The 21,792-nt window shown below is 69.7% G+C and carries 16 protein-coding genes; 8 read left to right on the top strand and 8 right to left on the bottom strand.

Translation table 11 applies throughout. The annotated features are described in order from the left end of the window. Positions 1-255 precede the first annotated feature (255 nt). From ON27_RS33080 to ON27_RS33060, 5 genes are all read left to right on the top strand, one after another. Positions 256-1,512, top strand: coding sequence for an ABC transporter substrate-binding protein (locus ON27_RS33080; RefSeq protein WP_174377912.1), 1,257 nt, complete (start codon positions 256-258; stop codon positions 1,510-1,512). 89 nt (positions 1,513-1,601) lie between these two features. Further along, positions 1,602-3,611: an ABC transporter permease gene (locus ON27_RS33075; protein WP_043736494.1), complete on the top strand. Its 2,010-nt coding sequence runs from the start codon at positions 1,602-1,604 to the stop codon at positions 3,609-3,611. Then, positions 3,604-4,413, top strand: coding sequence for an ABC transporter ATP-binding protein (locus ON27_RS33070; protein ID WP_083887982.1), 810 nt, complete (start codon positions 3,604-3,606; stop codon positions 4,411-4,413). The genes ON27_RS33075 and ON27_RS33070 overlap by 8 nt, the downstream gene beginning before the upstream one ends. Beyond that, positions 4,410-5,180, top strand: a complete 771-nt coding sequence (locus ON27_RS33065) for an ABC transporter ATP-binding protein (protein WP_051047254.1) — start codon at positions 4,410-4,412, stop codon at positions 5,178-5,180. The genes ON27_RS33070 and ON27_RS33065 overlap by 4 nt, the downstream gene beginning before the upstream one ends. Positions 5,181-5,266: 86 nt before the next feature. Continuing rightward, a complete protein-coding gene (locus ON27_RS33060; RefSeq protein ID WP_043736492.1) occupies positions 5,267-5,941 on the top strand; it encodes a TetR/AcrR family transcriptional regulator in 675 nt (224 codons plus the stop codon). 115 nt (positions 5,942-6,056) lie between these two features. Here ON27_RS33060 and ON27_RS33055 read toward each other — a convergent pair whose 3' ends face one another. Beyond that, a complete protein-coding gene (locus ON27_RS33055; RefSeq protein WP_051047253.1) occupies positions 6,057-6,944 on the bottom strand; it encodes an alpha/beta hydrolase in 888 nt (295 codons plus the stop codon). Between the two features lie 76 nt (positions 6,945-7,020). On the opposite strand from ON27_RS33055, the gene ON27_RS45465 reads away from it, so the two are divergent. After that, positions 7,021-7,722 carry a TetR family transcriptional regulator gene (locus ON27_RS45465; protein WP_043736486.1) on the top strand — a complete coding sequence of 234 codons (702 nt, stop codon included), beginning with the start codon at positions 7,021-7,023 and terminating at the stop codon, positions 7,720-7,722. A gap of 106 nt (positions 7,723-7,828) precedes the next feature. Here the strand turns inward: ON27_RS45465 and ON27_RS33045 are convergent, their stop codons facing one another. Next, a complete protein-coding gene (locus ON27_RS33045; protein WP_083887981.1) occupies positions 7,829-8,767 on the bottom strand; it encodes an alpha/beta fold hydrolase in 939 nt (312 codons plus the stop codon). A gap of 308 nt (positions 8,768-9,075) precedes the next feature. Between ON27_RS33045 and ON27_RS33040 the strand changes: the two genes are divergently transcribed. Further along, positions 9,076-9,807 (top strand): dienelactone hydrolase family protein, encoded by a 732-nt coding sequence (locus ON27_RS33040; protein WP_043736477.1) that lies wholly within the window; start codon positions 9,076-9,078, stop codon positions 9,805-9,807. Positions 9,808-9,922: 115 nt separating this feature from the next. Here ON27_RS33040 and ON27_RS33035 read toward each other — a convergent pair whose 3' ends face one another. Next, positions 9,923-11,326 carry an MFS transporter gene (locus tag ON27_RS33035; RefSeq protein ID WP_043736475.1) on the bottom strand — a complete coding sequence of 468 codons (1,404 nt, stop codon included), beginning with the start codon at positions 11,324-11,326 and terminating at the stop codon, positions 9,923-9,925. Positions 11,327-11,773: 447 nt separating this feature from the next. On the opposite strand from ON27_RS33035, the gene ON27_RS33030 reads away from it, so the two are divergent. Further along, entirely contained in the window at positions 11,774-12,487 is a 714-nt protein-coding gene (locus tag ON27_RS33030; protein WP_043736473.1) for a class I SAM-dependent methyltransferase, read from the top strand. Between the two features lie 49 nt (positions 12,488-12,536). Here ON27_RS33030 and ON27_RS33025 read toward each other — a convergent pair whose 3' ends face one another. The 5 genes from ON27_RS33025 to ON27_RS33005 form a co-directional block, all read right to left on the bottom strand. Next, positions 12,537-13,817 (bottom strand): cytochrome P450, encoded by a 1,281-nt coding sequence (locus ON27_RS33025; protein ID WP_051047252.1) that lies wholly within the window; start codon positions 13,815-13,817, stop codon positions 12,537-12,539. Then, positions 13,814-14,914 carry a Gfo/Idh/MocA family oxidoreductase gene (locus tag ON27_RS33020; RefSeq protein WP_043736472.1) on the bottom strand — a complete coding sequence of 367 codons (1,101 nt, stop codon included), beginning with the start codon at positions 14,912-14,914 and terminating at the stop codon, positions 13,814-13,816. Before ON27_RS33020 ends, ON27_RS33025 begins: the two co-directional genes overlap by 4 nt. Further along, positions 14,911-16,026: a saccharopine dehydrogenase NADP-binding domain-containing protein gene (locus tag ON27_RS33015; protein ID WP_043736470.1), complete on the bottom strand. Its 1,116-nt coding sequence runs from the start codon at positions 16,024-16,026 to the stop codon at positions 14,911-14,913. The genes ON27_RS33020 and ON27_RS33015 overlap by 4 nt, the downstream gene beginning before the upstream one ends. Further along, the gene (locus ON27_RS33010) at positions 16,023-21,500 is read right to left on the bottom strand and encodes a non-ribosomal peptide synthetase (protein ID WP_245560458.1); all 5,478 of its coding nucleotides are present in this window, start codon (positions 21,498-21,500) and stop codon (positions 16,023-16,025) included. The genes ON27_RS33015 and ON27_RS33010 overlap by 4 nt, the downstream gene beginning before the upstream one ends. Beyond that, positions 21,497-21,792, bottom strand: a 296-nt coding sequence (locus tag ON27_RS33005; RefSeq protein ID WP_043736468.1) for a phosphopantetheine-binding protein, incomplete at its 5' end; no start/stop codon positions are given. The genes ON27_RS33005 and ON27_RS33010, both read right to left, overlap by 4 nt.

Genomic DNA, 21,792 nt, shown 5'->3' with positions numbered 1-21,792 from the left:
CCGTGCTGAGCACGCCTGCACCCTGCCGGAACTCGGGTTCGAATCGGCGGAGTGTGCCCGCTCCCCAGCCGGAAATCACCATCGGAATCAAGCTTGACACCCCTGTAAGGCTGGGCTAGCTTCAGGTGGCCTAGATCACAAGAAGGGATCGGGTCGCCGGTATCGCACATGCTGCGGTGCGGCGTCGAATTTGTAGCTCGACGGCGCGGTTCGGCATTCACGCCCGGGCCCGACCGGCCTGGGAAGGCATTCAGAATGGGTATCAAAACCGGTCGAATCGCTGCTGCGGCATTGGCTGTGGCATGCGTGTTCTCCGTCGTTTCGTGTGGTGACGACAGCGGTTCCGACGCCGGGGGGCCGTCCATCGCACCGGGGGTGGTGGCGAACGGCGAACCGATCAAGGTAGGGCTGTTCAACCCGTCGAAGGGCCCGGCGACCCAAGCGGGTGTGACGACGGGCAAGAACGCCGCGATCGAATACATCAACAAGCAGATCGGCGGCATCAACGGCCGCCCGATCGAGGTCGTCGACTGCGGGATCGACAACACTTCACCGGAATCGACCATCTCCTGCGCCAACCAGTTCGTGCAGGCCGGAGTGGTCGCGACCATCGACGGCTACAACGCCGAATCCTCCGCCGCCATGCCGATCCTGACCTCGGCGGGAATTCCGCTGATCGGCCAGATTCCGTTCAACACCGCCACCGGAGCGGTCACCGAGAACCGGGTGTTCTTCGGCCCGCCGCCTGCGGCCTTCCTGGTCGGTTTCCTCCAGTCGCTCAAGCAGGCCGGGAAGAATTCGCTGACTCTGGTCAATTCCGACCTGCCGCAGGCGCATCAGGTCTTCGACCAGCTCCTCGCCCCGCTGGGCAAGCAGCTCGGCATCGACGTCAAGAGCGCCTACTACCCGCCCGCCTCCCCCAACTTCACCGCGCTGGCCTCCACCATCGCCGACGGCAATCCCGCCGCGGGCGGCCTGATGACCGCACCCAACGACAACACCTGCAACAAGCTCGCCCAAGCCTTGAAATCGGTGAAGTACACGGGCACGATCTTCCTCGCCGCCTGTACCGATTTCGTCGACGTACTGGGCCCGCAGGCCGTCGGTTCGCAGGCCTATTCGCCGGTGTGGCTGCCGCCCGCCGTCGACGCCGCTCCCGAGCCCGCGAAAGCCAATCTGAAGACCGCCGAGCGGTTCATCGAGAACGCCGGCGGGACCGCGGGCTTCTACGCCTACGGCACCTTCGCCACCTTGGTCGACTTCGCCCAGGCGCTCACCGTGAAGCCGCCCGCCGAATTCACCGGACCCGCGATCCTGGCCGCGCTCGAGGCGATCACCGACTACCAGAGCTTCCTCGGTCCGAAACTGACCTGCGGCAAGGCGACCAGCCCGAACTGCACCACGGACATGTTGCTGTTCGAAGTCACCGCGGACAAGAAGCAGGCTCCGGTGACGGGCGGTTTCATCGCGCCGATCCCCGAGGTCTTGAAATTGATCCCGGGCGCGGTGTAGCCGCCTGACGTGACCTTGGGGGGCGGGCCGTTCGAACTCGAGCGGCCCGCCCTTCAAACCTCGGCCATTCAAGAGAAAATCGGGATCACATGGCCCAGTTCTTGCAGTTCGTCTTCCTAGGTCTGTCGACCGGCGCGGTATACGCGGTACTGGCCTCCTCGCTGGTCGGCGTGCACGCCGCGACGGGAATCATCAACTTCGCGCAGGGCGCTTTCGCGCTGTGGGCGGTCTATGTCGTAGCCGCGCTGCGCACCGACGGCACCTTCGTCCTGCCCGTCGGCAGTGTCTCCCTCGGCAGTGCGGACCAGCCGACGCCGATGGTCGCGGCCGCGGCGCTCGGCATCGCCTCGGCGGCGGCCTGGTCGCTGCTCGCGCACCTGCTGGTGTTCCGGCCGCTGCGCCAAGCGCCGGTGCTGGCCCAGGTGGTGGCATCGGTCGGGCTCATGCTGTTCATCCAGGCCCTTGTCGGGTTGCGGTTCGACACCGAAAACCTGTTCGCGACACCGATTCTGCCGGAGAACACCGTGACCGTGGCCGGTGCGGTCGTCAATGTGTCGGATCTGATCCTGGCAGGCGTCGCGATCGCCGTCGCGATCGGCCTGCGCGCGTACTTCACGCTGACCACCGCCGGGATCGCGACTCGCGCCGGTTCCGAGGACGAACTCGCGGCACGGCTGACCGGCTACTCGCCCGACCGGCTCGCCGCGATCGTGTGGGTGATGACCGGCGCGGCCTGCGGGCTCATCGGCGTCCTCGCCGCCTACACCATCGGCCTCAACGAGACGAGCTACACCTTCTACGTGATACCCGCACTGGCCGCGGCACTGGTCGGGCGGCTCGCGTCGTTCGGCGTGGCCTGCGCCGCCGGTCTGGTACTCGGGTCGTTCCAGGCGGTCATCCTGTGGGCCGACACCAAGGACTTCTGGCCCAACTGGGCCCAGGCCGGGCTCGGTGACGCGGTGCCCTTCGTGATCGTCATCGTCGCGCTGTTCCTGCTCGGCGGCAGGATCCCGGCGCGCGGCTCGCTCGGATCGGTGCGCATGCCCGCCGTCACGATCCCCCGGATCCGGGTGGCGCCGACGCTGGCCGTCGTCGCGATCGCCGTCGCGGCCATCGTCTCGACCACGGGCACCTGGCGGTTCGGTGTCGTCACCTCGATCATCCTGTCGCTGATCGCGCTCTCGCTGGTGCTGCTCACCGGCTATCTCGGTCAGATCTCCCTGGCGAGTACGGCTTTCGCGGGCACCGCCGGATTCGCGCTGTCGAAGCTGGCGGACAACTGGCACGTGCCGTTCCCGCTCGGCATGATCGCGGCGGCGCTGGTGGCCACCGCGCTCGGCATCATGGTCGGTGTGCCCGCGCTGCGCATTCGCGGCGCACAGCTGGCGGTGGTGACTCTGGCCGCCGCCCTGGCCATCCAGAGTTTCGTGTTCAACAATCCGTCGCTGACACCGGCGCAGGGCAATCTCATCGCCGACCCCACCCTTTTCGGGGTAGATCTCGGCGTCCGGGACGGCACCGACCTGGTCACCCTGCGGTTCGCGCTGATGGTGCTGGTGGTGGTCGCGATCTGCACGCTCGGGGTGATGCGGATCATGGGCGGCGCCACCGGACGGGCGCTGCTGGCGGTGCGTTCCAACGAGCGGGCGGCGGCTTCGGTCGGCATCGACGTCGCGGCGACCAAACTGCTCGGATTCGCCGTCTCCGCCTTCCTGGCCGGTATCGCAGGCTGCCTCATCGGCTACAGCCGCGGACAACTCTCGGCAGGGTCGTTCACGGTGATGATCGGCCTGACAGTGCTGGCGATGACCTACGTCGGCGGCATCACCTCCGTCACGGGCGCGTTCATCGCAGGCACCACCGGCCCGCTCGGGGTCGGCTACGTATTCCTCAACCAGACCCTCGAACTCGGCGAATACTACGAGCTCATCGCCGCCGGCGTGCTGCTGCTGATGGCCGTGCTCAACCCGGTCGGCGTGGCCGGGGCGATCACCGAGACGACCCAGCATCTGAAGGCGGCGATCGCCCGCAGATCAGGCCGCGAGCCCGCGGCCGCACCGGGGCCGGGCGCGAAAGAGGAGGCGGCGGCGCATGTCTGAGACCACGACCCTGTTGCGGACCGAGCGACTGTCGGTGCACTACGGCGGCGTCGTCGCCAACTCCGACATCGAGCTCACCGTCGGCGCAGGCGAGATCGTCGGCCTGATCGGGCCCAACGGCGCGGGCAAGACCACCTTCGTCGACGCGGTCACCGGCTTCACCGAATCGACCGGGCACGTCACCCTCGAAGGCGCCTCGCTGGACCGCTTCGGCCCGCATCGCCGCCGCCGCGCCGGACTGGCCAGGACCTGGCAGGCCGGAGAACTGTTCGGCGACCTGACCGTGGAGCAGAACCTCGCCGTCGCGCTGCAACGCACCGGTCTGCGGTCCCTGCTGACCGACATCGTCGGACGGTCGGCGCCACCCCGCGAGACCATCGACGCCGCACTGGATCTGGTGGGCGTGCCCGGTGTCGGCGACCGCCGCCCGGGCGAACTCACTCTCGGCCAGCAGAAACTCGTCGGCGTCGCCCGCGCCCTGGTCGGCGGCTCCCGGGTGGTGTTGCTCGACGAGCCCGCCGCAGGGCTCGACACCCACGAAAGCGTGGAGTTCGGGCAGCATCTGCGCCGGGTCGCGGCCTCGGGCATCGGAGTGCTGCTCATCGACCACGACATGCAACTGGTGCTCGACATCTGCGCACGCCTGTACGTCCTGGATTTCGGCGTGGTCATCGCCAGCGGCGAACCTGGCCTGATTCGGGAGGACCGCCGCGTGATCACCGCCTATCTGGGCACCGCCGGACCCGGGGAGACCGCGCAACCACCGGCGACGGCCCACCGTCCGGCAGGAGAGAACGAATGACCAGCCCCGCCGCGACCCACCCGGAACCGACGCAGACGGCGCCCGCCCTGAGTATCGAAGGGCTCACCGTCGGCTACGGCGGCGTCCCAGCGGTGCGCGACCTGCACGCGCAAGTCAGGCCCGGCGAAATCCTGGCACTGCTGGGCCCGAACGGCGCGGGCAAGACCACGACCCTGCTCGCGGCGGTCGGTGCGCTGCCGATCATCTCCGGCACCATCACCGCGTTCGGCGAACCTTTGGACCGGCGCGTGGAACACAACGCGCGCCGCGGCGTGATCCTGGTGCCCGACAGCCGCGGGGTGTTCCACCGCCTCTCGGTCGAGGACAACCTGCGCCTGGCCCGCCGCAAGAACAGCCCTGCCTTGGACGACGTGCTCGACTACTTCCCGAAGCTGCGCACGATGCGCGCCCGCCGCTGCGGCACGCTCTCCGGTGGCGAACAACAGATGCTCGCCTTGGCGAAAGCCCTTCTGTGCGGGCCGCAGATACTGCTCATCGATGAGCTGAGCCTCGGGTTGTCCCCCATCGCGGTGCAGGAGCTGCTGCCCCGGCTGCGGGAGATCGCCGACGACCAGCACATGGCCGTGGTGCTGGTAGAGCAGCACATCGGACTGGCGCTGTCGATCGCCGACTCGGCGGTGGTACTCCATCACGGCCGGGCAGCGTTGACCGGCTCGGCGACCGAGCTGCGGAAGCGCCGCGACAAGGTCGAAGCGGCCTACTTCGGTAATCTCGAGGACGCGGCGGAGCATCCGGCGCGGAATTGACGCTCGCGATGCCACCTCCGCGGCGGTGACGATCGCCCGGAGGTGGCGCCGTATCGAGGACGTCGTCAGGCGCAGAGGGGAGGAACGTGACCAAGACCGGGCACCGGGATCGGCGCGAAGGCGCGCCCGCGCGCCGCAGCACTCGCAACCGTCCGACCGACACACAACTGCTGGACGCCGCGTGTGCGGTGATCGCGGAGGTCGGCGTCGATCGCGCCACCATGGACGCCATCGCCCGCCGCGCCGACACCTCGCGCGTGACGCTCTACGCACATTTCGGCTCGCGCGACGCCCTCGTCCACGCCGTGATCGAACGCGAACTGGACAAACTCACCACCTGGATGTTCGAGATCTACGATCACGGTGAGACGATGCACTACGGTAGGCGGGCCAGGTATTCGATCGAGTCGCTGTTCGAGTACGCGCGCCGCCATCCCCGCGGCTTCCGTGTGCTGCTCGACAACCGCTACGACGACAGCCATCCCGGTCGGCGACTCTCGGCCGCTCTCGAACCCCGGATCGCCGAGGAACTGCGCGCCAACTACGCCGAACGCGGCACCCCCATCGGCCGCGGCGCCGACACCCTCGCCACCATGCTGCTCGGCATCAGCCTCGACATCGCCTACCGGGCGGTCATCGTGGACGGCGCGGACATCGGCGCGGCCTGCGACCTCGCAGTCACCGCCTCGCTGGCGACCTTGCGCGCGATCGAGCCCAGCCAGCTGCGCGCTCTCGACACCACCCCCGCGCGAGATTCGTGAGCCGCCAGGCCGGCCGATTCCGCCCTTGCCGGAGTCTTGTGCCGATACGACGGCGGTGTCGTGCATCGGCCGGACCGGCAGAGGGCCGGTTGCCGGTGCGATGGCGCACCGGCTGTCAGCCGCTGGTCGGGACCTGCCGGAAGAAGTCGATCTGGTCGGCGACGACGGTATCCCGCAACGCCGGGTCGGTGTAAAAGGAGAAATGGGTGCCGGGGTATACCCGCAACTCGCCGCGCGGCGCGGCGTCGGCCAGCGCGCGACTCGTCTCCACCGGTGTCTCGTGGTCCTCGGCGGCGGCGCAGACCAGCAATGGGCACGACAGTCGGGCGGCGGACTCCGCAGGACGGTAGCGCATCATCGCCAGCAGCGCGCGAGGGGCGACAATGTTGCGCCACAGCGTTTCTCCACCCCCGGTCAGGGTCTGAATGTGACGCTCCGCTTCCGGCGTCGCGGCCACGGCGAGTTCTCCTGGATGACCGACCATCGGGATGTAGTAGGGGCGCATGCCGAACGCGCCACGCAGACGGTCCCAGACGATCGCGCCGAGCAGTTTCAGTGTGTCCCGGGTCTTTCTTCCCTCGACCTGCTTCGGGAAGCCGTTGAACGGGATCTGCGCGACGACCGCGCCTATGCGCGGGTCCTCGGCCGCGACGGAAACTGCGTGCGCTCCGCCGAGCGAGTTACCCCACAACAGAATCCGGTCGGCGTCGATGCGTTCGTGACCGCGGGCGAAAGCGACGGCGGCGCGAATATCGTCGAGCTGACCGGCGATCGCGGGCACCTGACGCGGTTGCCCGTCGCTCTCGCCGAAGCTGCGGTAGTCGAACACCAATGCCGCGAAGCCCGCCGCGGAGAAGCGCTCGGCATAGTCGAACAGCCGGTCCATCGTTCCACTGAAACCGTGGCAGAGCACCACACACGGCAACTGGGCGGAACCGGCGGGTAGAAAGAGGCGTCCGGCGCACCGAACACCGGCGACGTCGAACGAGACTTCGGTACGCATAAAGGCCATCCCTGCGGCATAGACTGACTGTCGGTAAGTACAGTAGCGGATTTTTTGACCGTAGGTAAGTGATCGCATGACACCTGAACGCATACTCGCCGCCGCCCGCGTCCTGTTCGCCACCCGCGGCTATCGAGCCACTTCCATGCAGGCCATCGCCGACGAGGTGGGCGTCACCAAAGCCGCGCTCTACTACCACTTCGACTCCAAGGACGCGATCCTGCACCAGCTCACGCTGCCTCTGCTGGACGAACTGGACGCGGTGCTGGCCTCGGCCGAGCAGGAACCGAGCACCGAGGGGGTCCGATGGCGGGCGATCGAGGGGTATGTCGATGTGCACCTGCGCCACCGCCACACACTGACCATGCTGGTCAGAGATATGACACTGCTGGTCCAAGCTCCGGTGGCCGACCGTTTCCGCTCCGCGATCGCGTTGGCGAACGAGCTGGTGGCCGGTCCCGGAAGCGGGATCGAGCAGCGGGTGCGGGCCGCTCAGGTGGTCGCGGGCCTGGCCGACCCCGTCGTTTTGTTCCGCGACGAACCGGTCGATCGACTGAGGGGATTGATCCTCGACGGCGCCCGGGCGCTACTGGGCGAACCCATCGAGCCCAGGCCCACTGGCCGCGCCCGGGGCCGCAACGGGGGGCGGCCCGCGAAACTTACCGGGAAGCAGATCGACCAGGCGCGCTCGATGCACGCCGACGGCCATGACATCGAGGACATCGCCGCCCGTTTCGGAGTTTCCCGCGCCACGGTCTATCGCTATCTCAAAAACTAATGATTCTGAGATTTGAATTATGAGACTGGCGAGCGGCCCGCGGTGCCGATCTCGGATCGAGCCGAGCGGGATCGCGAGCCGCACGCCTGCTGACGATCGCCGGGTCTCAGCGGAGGAACGCGGTCAGCAACGGGTTGGTCTGGGCGGGGCAATCCTCGTGGACGGTGTGGCCGCAGTTCGGCAGGACGGTGGCCGTGGCGTTCGGGATGCGCGCCGCCAGTTCGTCGGCCTGGGAGACAGGCAGCCACGTGTCCGCGCCACCCCACACAACGAGTGTGGGTGCGGTGACCCGGGCGAGCCCCGCGTCGGTGAGCCGATAGTCCAGGTTGCGCCACAGTGACAGGAAGCCCGCGCGATTGGCCGGCCGGGAGAACGGCGCGTAGAACTCGTCGATCACTTCCTCGGTGACCAGGTGTTTGTTGTGGAAGGTGCCGCGGATATTGTCGGCGTAGAGGGAGCGGGTGGTGAGGTCGGTGGCCAGTTCACCCAGTACCGGGGTGGTGAACAGGGGTGTGACCGGCGCTTTTTCGGCGTCCAGCCCAGGCGAGTCGAGGAGGACGAGCCGTTCGACGCGGTCGGGGTGCTGTTCGGCGAAGAACAGGCTCCAAGCGCCACCCCACGAGTGGCCGACGAGGGCGGTGCGCTGTAGGCCGACGGCGTCGAGGAAGGTGGCGATGGCTTGCGACATCGCGGGCAGGTCGTAGGCGAAGTCAGCGCGGCGCAGTTCGGTGAATCCCTGGCTGGGCAGATCGACGGCATAGACGGTGTGCTCGGCAGCCAGTGCCGGGATCACGTCTCGCCAGGAGTACCCCCACAGCCCGCCGCCCGAGACGAGCACCACCGGTGATCCGGTCCCGGTTCGGGTGTAGTGGAAACGAGCGAGGTCGGTGTCGACATAGTGCGTCTCCACTCGGGTCAGGTACCGCGACTGATAGGTCGAGGTCGGTGGCTGTCCGTATGCCATGGGAACGACGAAGGCGGCAAGTGCGCCGACCAGCACGGCGGCAATCGCGGCGAGCCGGATGAACACCGGTTTCGATGTCATGACACAACTTTCTGATCAGGGGTGGTTGTGTCTCTTGGACGAGCCGGCGCCCACCGTTGTGACGGGGCGTGGGGCAGGTCACAACGATGCCGTGTCGGTACCTGGACGACGGTGGCTCCCCGGAGCCTCCGCGAAATCCGTTGGCGGAGTCAGGTGACCGCTGCTAGCCTTCCGGCAACCGTGCCAGAGTAACGAGGAGGTGGTACCCGTGAACGCAGTATCGACATGGGTGCTCCCCTCTGGGGTCACGGTCGGGCGATAGGTCGTCCGGGAGCGCCGCTCGAAAGCACTCCCGAAAGGCACGACCAATGCGATTCACTTCTGAACAGCGCTTCGACGACGGCGTCATCGAACGCGAATTCACCCTCGGAGAGATACCCGGCATCCTGTGGACGCCCGGTTTCGCATCCGCACCGGCGCCGCTGATCCTGGTCGGCCACCCCGGCGGACTGCGTCAGATGTACCCCCGGCTGGTGGCCCGGGCCCGGCACAGCGCGGCGGAGGGTTTCGCCGCGGCCACCATCGAACTCCCCGGCGGCGGTGACCGGCCCCGTTCGGCCGCCGCCGAGCAGGCCCGCGCCGACCTGCGCCGGGCTGTGGCGGCCGGCGAGCCGGTCGAGGACGAGATCGTCGACCGGCTCGTCGGCCCGCTGGTCGAGACAGCGGTCCCGGAATGGCGGGCCGCCCTGGACGCCCTCCTTTCGCTGCCCGAGATCGGTGGACCGGTCGGGTACTCGGGAGGGGTGATCGCCATCGGCATCCGGCTGGCGGTGGTCGAGCCACGCATCGCGGCCGCCGTTCTGTTCGCCGGAAGTTACGTGCCGCGCAGGATGTTCGAAGAGGCCCGGCAGATCACGATTCCGCTGCACGTGCTGCTGCAGTGGGACGACGAAGGAAACGACCGGCAAATGGCCCTGGACCTGTTCGACGCCTTCGGCTCCGCGGAGAAGACGCTGCACGCCAATATGGGCGGGCACACCGGCGTGCCGCAGTACGCGGGTGAGGAGGCGAACCGGTTCTTCGCGCGGCACCTGAAGTGAGACCGAGCCGTCGGACCGGCAGCCGACGATAGCAGCCGCCTGTCGGAATGCCGCTCATCGAGGACAGGGCTCGGCCCTCCTCGATGAGCGGTGGCCGGCAGATTCCTTCGAGCCGTTACACCTTCACCGGCGTCATCGGCTGCCGTTCCGGCCGCGGGATCAACAGACCCGCCACCACGGCGCCCACCGCGATCAGGGCGGCCCCCAGCAGCAGAGCGGCGGAATAGCCGTCACTGAGCGCTTGCGGCGACCGTTCGTCTCCGGTCACCGCGGCGGCGACCGTCGTCAGCACCGCCAGACCGATCGCACCACCGAGCTGGCGCGAACTGTTCAGCAGGCCGGACGCCATACCCGCCTCCTCGGCCGGAACTCCCTGCATCGCAACCGCGCCCATCACGACGAAGCTGGCTCCGATCCCGATACTCGCCAGGATGGAAGGGCCGAGCAAATCGGTGACGAACGAGCCCTCGGGCCCGGCCAGGCCGAACCAGGCGATGCCCGCCGCGCCGAGCAACCCGCCCGCCAGCAACGCTGTCCGCTGGCCGAAACGGCTCACCAGCACCGCGACCGCTCGCATGCCCACGATGGCCCCGAGGGCGAAGGGAACGAACGCGACCCCCGCGACCGCTGGGCTGTACTCCAGCACCATCTGCATGTGCAGCGAGACGAAGTAGAAGGCGGCCAGCTGGCCGGCGGTGATCATGAAGCCGAACACATTCGCGCCGACGACACCGCGATGCGCGAGCAGGCGCAGTCGCATCAGCGGGCTGGTCACCCGCTGTTCCACCACGACGAACGCGATCAGCAGCGCCACCGCCACGGCGAGTGTGCCCACGGTGCGGCCGGAGGCCCAACCCTGCTCCTCCGCGCGGACCACACCCAGAATCAACAAGATCATTCCGCTGGTGACCAGCAGCGCCCCGACCACATCGAGCCGTGGCCGGTCACCCTGCCTGGCTCCGCTGATCCCCCTGGCCGCCGTGACGGCCGCCGCGGCGACGATCGGCACGTTGATCAGGAACACCCACCGCCAATCCACGAAGTCGGTGAGCACACCGCCGGCCACCACGCCGAGCGTGCCGCCGAGCATGGTCGACGCGGCCCACAGTCCCACCGCCTTGGTGCGCGCCGGTCCTTCCTCGAAGGTCACCGAGATCAGCGCCAGCGACAGCGGTGACAGCGCCGCGGCACCCAGTCCCTGCACCGCCCGGGCGCCGATGAGGAGCGCCGGATCGGTGGCGAGCCCGCCGACGAGGCTGGCGACGCCGAAGAGCCCGAGGCCGGCGAGCATGGTGAGACGGCGACCGATGACATCTCCCAACCGGCCGCCGAGCAGTAGGAAGCCACCGAATACCACGGCGTAGGCGTTGATCACCCACTGCAAGGCTGTCGCCGAGATGCCGAACTCGGACTGGATCGCCGGCAGTGCGACATTCACCACGGACAAGTCGAGTGAAACCATGAACTGGACGATCATGATCGTGGCCAAAACCGCGGCCGGTCTGTTGTTCCGAGTCATCTACCCTCCGATTGAATTGTTCGAATCGCGCTCAAAGTAGCTGGGCGACAGCACTTTTGGGGGCAAGCTAGGCGGGAACGTCGCGGGATCGGTCGCGGCCAGGGTGAGGAGCTCCGACCGGGCAGGACGGCGCCTGCGGTTCCGACGGCGGAGCGGGCGACCGACCGGCGAATCCGCCGGAGCGTCACGATGTCCGAGGGTGGTGCCGCGGTGCCGCCGGTGCGCGAGCGCCCCAGTGCATCCGGAAGCCGCACCGGATCTATGTCGGGACGTGACGCCCGTCAGTGGCTTGCTCCCCGCCGCCACTACCTGCGGGCAAGGTGCATGAGCAGCGCCGGAGCGGTGGCGGGGAACTCGTCCGGCCACCACTCGCCCGCATTGCATAATGATAACCTTTTTCATTAGGCCGAATTGTACGCGGTACCACCACAAAACAGGAGATTGCGCATGGACGACTTCTACTCGCCGGTCGCCGAGTTCTACGACCTTGTTCCCCGCGCGCACGCCGAGGGCGAAGCCGCGCTGCGGAAGATCCTGGCCGAGGTCGATCCCAGCGCGGGCCCGGTCGTCGACATCGGAGCGGGCACCGGTCGTACCTGCCGCATCGTCGCCGAAGTGCTTCCGGCAGTGCGGATCCTGGCCTGCGAACCCGCTCCGGCGATGCGCGCGGTGCTGACCCATGACGTGGTCGCCGACGACGACCTGCGGCGCCGTGTCACCATCGTGCCCGATTCGGCGGAAACGGTGGCGCTGCCCGACTCCATCTCGGCGCTGGTGCTCTACGGCGTGCTCGGCCACATCGGCCTGGAAGACCGCCGAGCGCTGTGGGATCGAGTCCTCCCCCGTCTGGCGCCCGGCGCGCCGGTGCTGGTCGAATTGCTGCCGATCACCCGCCCGATGGCGCTGCCGAAGATGGAACTGGCCCGCGAGCAGATCGGCGATCTGGTCTACGAGGGCTCGCTCGAGGCCGAGCCGATCGGCGGCGATCTCATCCGAATGACCTCGACCTGGCAGATCAGCGGCGATGCCGCGCCCACCCGCGTGGTCCGCAATGTCAGCGAATGGCACACCTTCGGCATCGACGATCTGGCCGCGGAGACCGGGCTCGCCGGGGAGCAGCTCACGCCGCAGACCGGCGTCCTGCGCGCGCCACGCGGCTGAGCACGACCGGATGGGTCCGCTGCACATCGCGGGCCCATCCGCTCGCACTTCAGCGAATACTGTTGACTCGCACAGTGATCCCACCACGCGGGCGCATACCGATCAGCCCTTCGGGACGCACGTCGGTGCTCAGCAGTTCGCCGCCGATGCGCCCGGCGACGGCGACGAATGCCGTCTCGAGTGCCATGGTGGCGAAGTGGGCGCCGATGCAGCGGTGCGGGCCGACTCCGAACGGCAGGAACTCGTGCGGCGCCGGACGGCGATACCGTTCGGCGCCGGCCTCCCATCGGCCGGGGTCGAATCGCTCCGGCTCCGGCCAGACCGAGGGCAGCCGGTGGGTGTGGAACGGGCTGAAGATCAGCAGGTCTCCGGGGACGAATCGTTGCCCCGCCAGCGTGAATTCGGTGGCGACCTTCCGTGAGATGACGGCCGTGGCGGGGTAGAGCCGCATGGTCTCGGACACGAGATGGTCGAGGCCGACCGGCACGCCATCCGCCGGCCGGTCCGCGATGGCCCGCGTGATGTCGTTCCACACCGCGCGATCGCGCAGCGCGCAGTAGAGCATCCAGGACAATTGCGCCGCCGTCGTCTCCGCTCCCGCCTCGAGCAGGCTGACCAGCTGATCGGTGATCTCGTCGTCGGTGAGCCGGGTGCCCTCGACGCCTCGGAGCAGCACTCCGAGCACATCGCCGCCCGGATCGGGCTGCGCGCCGCGGCGTTCGATCTCCGTGACGACCCAGCGGTGCACCGAGGAGCGCGCGAGCAGCGCCCGGCGCCAGACGGGCGAGCCCGAGCCGCGCTCGATGGCCCCGCCGAGCACATCGGTGTCGATGGCGCGGTGGATGTCCTGAAGCCAATCGTCCAAGCCCTCGGAGCGTTCCACGGCGGCAGCGCCGAACAGGCTCTCCAGCGTCGCCAGGCGCAGCGCCCGGCGCAGCGGGCCGTACACGTCGACGACGTCGCCCGGCGCCCACGCCGCGACGACCGCCGCGATGTGCCGCGTGATCGTCGCGCGGTGGTCGGCGACCCGGCGGGCGGTGAAGGCGGGGGTGACCAGCCGCCGCAGGCGGCGATGCCGTTCACCGTCGTTGACCAGCAGGGCGGCGGATCCGGTCAGTGGAGCGAGCGCGGCGAAGGCGCGTTCCCAGCTGAACAGATGACTGTTCGCGAGGATGAACGCGCACGCCTCCGCGCCGAGGGTGAGCCGGAAGCTCATCGGGCCCGCGCCCAGCGTGGAGATCGCGCCGTTCTCCCGGTACAACCGCTGCATCGTGGTGTACGGATCGGCCGAGAACGCTTGCAGATCCGACAGTTCGCGGGGCGCGGTCATCGGGGATCACCGGCCAGTAATCGCGGCAGCGGCACCGGCACGGGCACCGCGGGCCGGATCAGCTCGGGCTGCCCGAGCACCGTGGTGAGCCGCTGCCACAGGGCGGTCACGGTGACCGCCCACTGCCCGGCGCCGACTGAGCGGCGCGGGTCGGCGATGTCGGCGCGCAGCTCCGCCAGCGCCACTCGGACACTCTGCGGCCACAGCTCGTCGAAGACGGATCGGAAAGTCGGGATGTCGGCAGGCTCGAGTATCTGGGTAGTCGGCACCGCCAGTCGTTCGGTGCCCGGTCCGGCCATGAGCAGACGTCCCGTGTCGTCGCGGCCGGTGTGCAGCCGCGGGCTCCACAGCACGGGGCCGTGGGTGTCGGCCAGGGACAGCACCCCGCTCTCGAAGGCGATCGCGACCCGGTGCAGCAGCAGCGCGTGGTTGTCCGGATCGGCGGGGTCGATCTGGTTCTGCACCCGCAGCGACACCGGAACGCCGCCGATCACCGCTTGCAGGTGGGTGTAGGGCATCGGTGGATCGGCCAGGGCGGCCAGCTCCGGCGGTGCCGGTGCGGGCTCCCCGATCGCCCAGGGCCGCAACCGGCCGACGGCGCGGCCGACGATGTCGAGCAGCGAGTACACCACCTGGCCACCGGCGGCGGCGTCCACGTGCAGCGGCGGCTGCCGCTCCCGCAGGATCTGCGCGGCCCGCAGGAACAGCTGGACCGGCCGCAGGTGCGGGTAGAACGCGTTGAGCCGGTACCGAACTTCGTGTTCGCGGGCCGTCCGCAGGCACTCGGCGAGTTCGTCGGGATGCAGCAGGTGCTCTTGGAGCACGTGGATGCCGCGCGCCGAGAGGCGCTGCGCCAGTTTCGCGCCGTCACCACCCGCGGCGCCCGCGCGCACCGCGACACAGGCGATGTCGATGTCGCCGGGCAGCTCGTCGACGCCGGTGTAGTGCGGCACGCCATAGTTTTTCGCGTACTCCCGCGACGCGGCGCTGCCGCGGGAAACGACGCCCGCGAGCTCGACGCCCGGATCCTCGTGTACGGCCTGCAGGTACACCCGGCCGAACGAGGTTCCGCAGACGACGACCTTCGGGGCGGTCACAGGCTCCCCACCTCCATCGGTTCGTCGTGGGCGTGACGATGGATCTGCCAGACGGGCAGCGCGCCGAGCCCGCGCACACCGTCGAGCAGAGCGCGCGGTTCGAGCACTTCGTCGGCGTAGTGCAGGCCCGGCGGAACATCGCCCGCGAGCACCGCGGCGACCGCGCGGGCGGCAGTGGCGGCGGTGAGTTCGAAGCTGCTCGGGGTGCGCAGGACAGCGGTGTCGGTGCGATCCGGCCGGGACACGGTGAACGCCATGAGATAGAACGGGTCGAGCCCGGCCAGGTCGAGGTCGGCCGCCGCCCGGATCTCCTCGACGACCGCCGCGAGGGCCGCCGGATCACCGTCGACGCGACCGCGCAGCCGGGTGAGCGTGAGCCGCAGCGCGCTGCCCACGAACACGTTGTACCAGTGCAGTTCGGCGAGCCCGGCCGAACGGGCCAGCCGTTCGGCGTCGGCGGTCAGGAACGGCATGGTGGTCACCCGGCCCGGGAATCCGGCGACCTCGACGTCCTCGCTCACCGGCAGCGCGTTGCGGCGGCGCGCGCCGCCGGACCAGGCGGCCGCGGTCTCGCCGTACCAGTGAGCCGAGTCGTCGGAACTGTCCAGCGACAGTGCGAGATCTCCCGCCGAGGCCGCCGCGAACGGTTCGATGCCGCCCGCGTAGACGACCAGCCGGGCGCCGGTGAGATCGCCGGCCAGCAGCCGTGGCACGACATTGGCCAGCCCGGGCAGCATCCCGGCGGACAGCAGCGCGGTCCGTCCGCCGGTCAGCAGCGGCGATCCGTTCAGCAGCCGATGGGTCGGCCCGTCCCCGGAGACGTCGACGTAGTCGCTGCCCGCCGCGAGCGCGGCCCGCGCGACCCGATCCAGCAGCAGGTACGACGGCCCCGCGCAGTTGAGCACCAACCGGGTTCCCGCGCAGAAGGCCGCCAGCGAGTCCGGGTCGTCGGCGTCGACCCGGAACGGCTCTACGTCGTCGGGCAATTCGGCCCGGGACAGGTTCCGAGCGCCCGCCCGCAGGTCGCCGAAGCCGAGCCGGGTGAGCATCCGCATCGCCGCGCGCCCGACGACGCCCGTCGCGCCGAGTACCGCGATCCGGTTGCCGGTCACGGGCGCGCCTCGAGGGCGGAACGCAGCGGCGCGGTGATCCGGGCGGCGAGGGCGGCGGCACGGGACGCGGCCATACTGCTCAGGTGGTCACCGGGGATGTCCTCGATGACGAGCGCGCCGAGCCCGACCCGGGACCAGAACCGCTCCACGTCCGCCCTGGTGCCGAGCAGGGTGGCGGACCCGCTGGTGCACAGCACCCGCAAGGCTCCGAAGTAGGGCTCCGCGCGATGGGCGCCCATAGCCCGCAGGTTCTGCGCGAAAATGGCGTACTGCTCCCGGAATTCGTCGAGCGAGAGTCCGGCGGAGTGGTACGGGCCGCTTCCGGTGGTGGCAGCGGCGTGCAGGGCGGCGACCCGGTCGGCGCGCGGGACGGCCGCCAGTTCCCGGCACGCCGCCGCGAGCGGCGCCGACTCGCCGCCCAATTCCGTCAGGGCGCCGGCGGGCACCCGATCCGGCGTGCGGTCGAGAATCGAGCGCAACGCGGTCTCGAACGCCGCGGCGTCGGCGGGGAAGCCGACCACGGCCGGGTCGATGCCGACGGACTGCGCGAAGATGTAGTCCACCAGCAGGTCGTCGTGCACCGCGGGCGGCTGGTAGGACCCGATCACGGTGAGTTCGTCCACCGTCGCGCCCGCTTCGGTGAGGCTGCGGGCGATCTCGGCGGCGAGCAGGCCGCCGACCGAGTACCCGATGATCCGGAAGCGGCTGTCGTGCGCGAGCAGCTCTTTCGCGTAGTCGGCGGCCTGCCGGGCGATCACAGTCTCCGCGGGCAGGTTCAGGTACCGGGCCGGATCGGTGACCTCGAGGCCGATCAGGGCTCCGGGGTGGGCCGAACGCAGGTGCGGGAGCAGCGCGTCGAAGGGCGCCAGGGTGCCGGTGCCGCCGTGCACGAGCACCCAGGTACCGCTCTCGTGGCCGGGCGACCCGCCCAATTCCCGGACCGCGGTGCGCGGCCGCGCCGGCGCGGCAGGCGCTTGCGCCCGGTGCCTGCGGGCGGCGAGGGCGGCGACGGTGGGATTGCGCAGCATGTCGCGCAGCAGTTCCTGCCATTCGATGTCGGCGACCTCGGGCACCCGCTCCCGCAGCCGGCCCACCATCTGCGACAGCAGCAGCGAATCACCGCCGAGGGCGTAGAAGTTCTGGTCGCGGCCCACCCGGGGCACACCGAGCATCTCCTGCCACAGCTGTGCGATCCGCTGCTCGATCTCGTCGGCGGGCGGCACGAACGAGGAGTCGGTGGCGCCGGCCGGGGCGGCGGTGGCGCGGGCGGCCAGCGCGGCGCGATCCAGTTTCCCGTTCGCCGAGCGGGGCAGCGTGTCCAGCAGGCTCACCTCGGCGGGCACCATGTGCTCGGGCAGCAGGGCCGCGACGTGCTCGATGAGCTGCCGCTCGGTCACCGATCGCCGCTCGCCCTTGAACCGGGCGAGGAAGACGCCCTGGCCGGAGGCCGCCAGCGGGTCGTCCTCGGCGGGCAGCACCCGGACGTGATCGGCGCCGGCGTCGTCGAGTTGCCGCAGCCACTGGTCGCGGGTGAAGAACGCCTGCCCGGTGCCCGCCCGGACATCGGTGAACGCGGTGAGTTCGCTGAAGAATTCGAACTCCATCGACACCAGCAGCGCGTAGTTGTGCTGCCGGGTGGGTTCAAGGAACACCAGCCAGCCGCCCGGCGCCAGCAGGTCGCGCAGCCGCGCCAGCACCTCGTCGGCGTTGCGGGAGTTGTGCAGCACGTTCGCGCACAGGATGACGTCGGCCGAGTTGGGCCGCAGCCCCTGCTCGAGCGCGTCGATGTTGATGTCGAAGCGCCCGTACCGCACCCACGGGTAGTCGGCGAACCGCGTGCGCGCTTCGCCGAGGAAGAACTCGGACACGTCGGTGAAGTGGTAGTCCGGCTCGAATTCGGCCAGCGCCGGGATGAGGTCGGTGCTGGTGCCCGCGATGCCGCCGCCGACCTCGAGCATCCGCAGCCGGTGCGGCGACCGCCGGGCCACCTCGCGCACGGTGTCGATGACGATGCGGTGCGCGCTGCGCGCCACCAGGTTGGTCCGGTAGACGGCGTGCGCGGCACCGGGCTTCCCGGCGGGGAACAGCAGCTCCCGCACGTCGAGTTCGCCGCGCAGCAGGTCGTCCAGACGGCTGCTGCAGGCGCGGATGTAGGCCAGGGTCTCGCTGCCGTAACCGACGACGGCCTCCAACTCGTCGATGCGCCGCCACGCCGCCTCGACCGCGTCCGGACCGGCGGCGATCAGGTCGCTGTAGCGGCCGGTCTCCGGGTCGTGCACCACCGCTCCGCCGTGTGCCAGCGCGGCCAGCCAGCGCTTCAGCAGACCGTGCTGGCGCGCGGAAACACCGGTAGCGGCGGCGATTTCGGCGAGTTCGTACCAGCGGTCACGATCGTCGAATACGCCGTCGGCGCGCAAACGGGCGGCGATGGACAGGATGGCCATCTCGTCGACGGCCCGCATCAGCTCGACGAACGCGTCGCCGTCGATTTCCCGCTGCGCTGCGGCGACGGCGTTCTCGGCGACGGCGAGCACGTCACGGGCAGCGGCGCCGCCGCCGATCCCGTCCGAGGTCGCGATTTCGGCGAAGCCGAGCAGTCGTGCGCCGGGACCCTGCCCGTCGACCAGGACCGCGGCATCGGCCACGGCGGGGTGGCGGCGTAGCGCCGACTCGATCTCGCCCAGCTCCACCCGGTGACCCCGGATCTTGACCTGGGTGTCCTCGCGGCCGAGGAATTCGAGCCTGCCGTCCGGGTGGAAGCGGCCGAGATCGCCGGTGCGGTACAGCCGGGCGCCGGTGCGCGGATGCCGGAGGAAGCGCTGCTGGGTGAGCTGTTCGTCGCCCAGATATCCCTCGGCGAGGCCGAGCCCGCCGATGTAGAGCTCGCCGGTGACGTGCTCCGGGCAGTCCTGTAGCGCGGTGTCGAGCACGTGCACTGTCTGGTTCCGCAGCGGGAACCCGTAGGGAACGCTGTTCCAAGCCGGGTCGATGTGGCGCACCGGATGGTGGATCGACCAGATGGACGCCTCGGTGGCACCGCCCAGGCCCACCACCTCCAGGCCGGGGTGATGCGCGCGCATCCGGTCCGGCAGGTCCAAGGGGATCCAGTCGCCGGAGAGCAGGACCAACCGCAGGGAGGCCACGCCGGGGCCCGGGGTGCCGTCGAGGACGTCCAGCAGCATCTGCAACTGCCCGGGCACCGAGTTCCACAGCGTCACCGAATGCCGTTGCACCAGTTCGAGCCAATGCGACGGATCGGTCGCGCGGGATTGTTCGGGCAGTACGACGGCGCCGCCCTCGGCGAGCACTCCGAAGATGTCCCACACTGAAAGGTCGAAGGCGAGACTCGCCACGGCCAGCACCCGGTCCTCGGAGCCGACGGCGAAGCGCGCGTCGATGTCGTCGATGGTGTTCGCCGCCGCCCGATGGGAGATGACGACGCCCTTCGGCTCACCGGTGGAGCCGGAAGTGAAGATGACATAGGCCGGAGCGTCCGGATCGATGTCGCCGGGAAGTTGGGGCGCGATGTCGATGCCGGGCAGCAGGTCCACGGCCACCGGCTGGGCTGTGGCGGGCACCGCGCCCGCGTCGCGCAGCCAGGACTGCGTGAGCACGACCCGCACACCGGCGCGGTCGATGATCCGCTCCCGGCGCGGCATCGGCTGGGTCACCTCGATCGGCACATAGGCCGCGCCGGCCAGCAGGGCCGCGAGCACGGCCACCACCTGGTCGGGCCCCTTCTCCATCAGCACGGCCACCCGGTCACCGGGCTCGACACCGGCCTCGCGCAGGGCGGAGGCGGAGGCGACGGCGCGGCCGCGCAGTTCGGCGAAGCCGATCACCTGGTCGCGGTGGAGTACGGCGGGCGCGTCCGGCTGGGCGTCGGCCCGGTCCAGGATCCGCTGGTACAGCAGCCGTGGCCGAACCGGGGCAGCGGTGTCGTCGTAGGCGTCCCTGCGGCTGCGCTGTGCGGGCGGCAGCGGAACCGGGTACGGCGCGGACCAGGTCTCGGGGGCCTCGGTGAGCCGGGTGACGAGGTCGATGAACGCGGCGAAGGCGTCGGCGGCCGCGTCGCCGGCCAGCACGCCACGGCGCACGTCCCACGCGAGCATCAGCCCGTCGTCGTACGCGGTGACCTGACAGTCGAGCCACACCTGCGGCGTACGGGTGATCCCGCGCAGGATGCGGCCGCCGTCGGCGCGCGAGCCGTCGTCTCCGGCGCCGAGGGTGCTGGTGAACACCACGGGCATGAGGACCGGGCTGCCCGCACGGCGGGTGAGTTCGCTGAGCACCTCCACCCCGTCGAACAACCGGTGGTCGAGGTCGGTGAACAGCTGCGCGGAGATGGCACGGGCCCGCTCAGCGAAGGTGTCGTGTTCGTCGAGGTCGATGCCGAGCAGGTTGACGGAGGTGAAATCACCGAGCACGGAACCGATCTCGGGGTGCGCGGGAAGCCGGTTGAAGATCGGCAGGTTCAGGGTGAAGCGCCGGTTCCTGCTCCACCGCCCGACAACCTCGGCGTAGGCGGCCAGGATCGCGCCGGACGGGGTGATGCCGTGGGCGGCCGCGGCACGGGCGAGGCCGGTCAGGATCGAGCCGGGCAGCCGGTGGTCCAGCCGGTCGAAACCGGGATCGCTGCCGATGTGGTCATCGGTCGCCCGGAGGGGCAACTCCGGCGCGGGGGGCAAAGAGTCGAGCCGCTGCTGCCAGTAGTCACGATCCCGCTGATACCGCGCGCCGTTGCGCAGCCGCTGAACACCCAGGACATAGTCGCGGAAGCCGACCGAGGGCTTCGCGCCGACGCCGGAGGCGTGCACGAGTGCGTCGAGGTCGGCCAGCAGCAGGCGCACGCTCGCGGCGTCGACCACGAGCAGTTCGATCAGCAGGTGCAGGATGCAGCCGGTGTCGGTGCGGGTGATCCGCAGCGCGAACAGCGGCCAGGTGTCGGTTGTGGTGGCCGGGCCGAGCATGTCCTCGCGTTGCCGGTCGAACACGGGATCGAGCGCGGTGATACCGCGCGCGTCCGTCACCGGGATCGGGTAGTGCGGCACGGTCGCGGCGACTTGCTGGTAGCCGTCGGCGTGCACGGTGGCCCGGAGCATGTCGTGGCGGTGCACGACCTCGTTCCAGGCCTGCTCCAGGCGGTCGGGTTCGACATCGTCATAGGCGATTTCGAGATAGCTCGCGCAAGCGACGCCGCCGAAGGGGTAGGTGGGGTCGCGGCCGATCAGGTATGCCGACTGCACCGGGGTCAGCGGGAACGGCTCGTGCGCGGCTGCCGGATCGGTGGCGATCTCGAAAACCGCCTGGTCTTGGCCGAGAAATTCCAGGACCGCGGGCTTGTGCGCCACCAGCTGTTCCCGGTCTTCGGCGGTCAGCACGCCCTGCGGAGCGCGGAATCGGAGCTGTTCACCGTCGACCCACAGGTGAACTCCACGCTGTCGTAGATCGGTAACCAGGGCGGTGACGTTCACAGAACACCTTCTTCGAGTTCGAGGTCGGTCCGGGGGCTGTTGTGTACAAGTCCGGCGATGGTGGGAGCGGATAAGAATTCGCGCAGCGTCACGGTGAGGCCGAGTTCCCGGCCGAGGTGGCCGACGAGGCGGGTGGCGGTCAGGGAGTCACCGCCCGTGGCGAAGAAACTCGTGTGCCGGTCGGGCGGCGCGGTGCCGATTGTTCGTTCCCAGAGCTGCGCCACCAGAGTCTCCAGGCCGGGACGGATCGGCTCATTCGAGTCGAAAAGCGTTGTGGGATCTATATTTTCGG

This window comes from Nocardia asiatica NBRC 100129, assembly GCF_000308415.1.
GTDB lineage: Bacteria > Actinomycetota > Actinomycetes > Mycobacteriales > Mycobacteriaceae > Nocardia > Nocardia asiatica.
The sequence above is the reverse complement of the archived record's forward strand: the minus strand, read 5'-3'. Positions and strand labels throughout refer to the sequence as shown.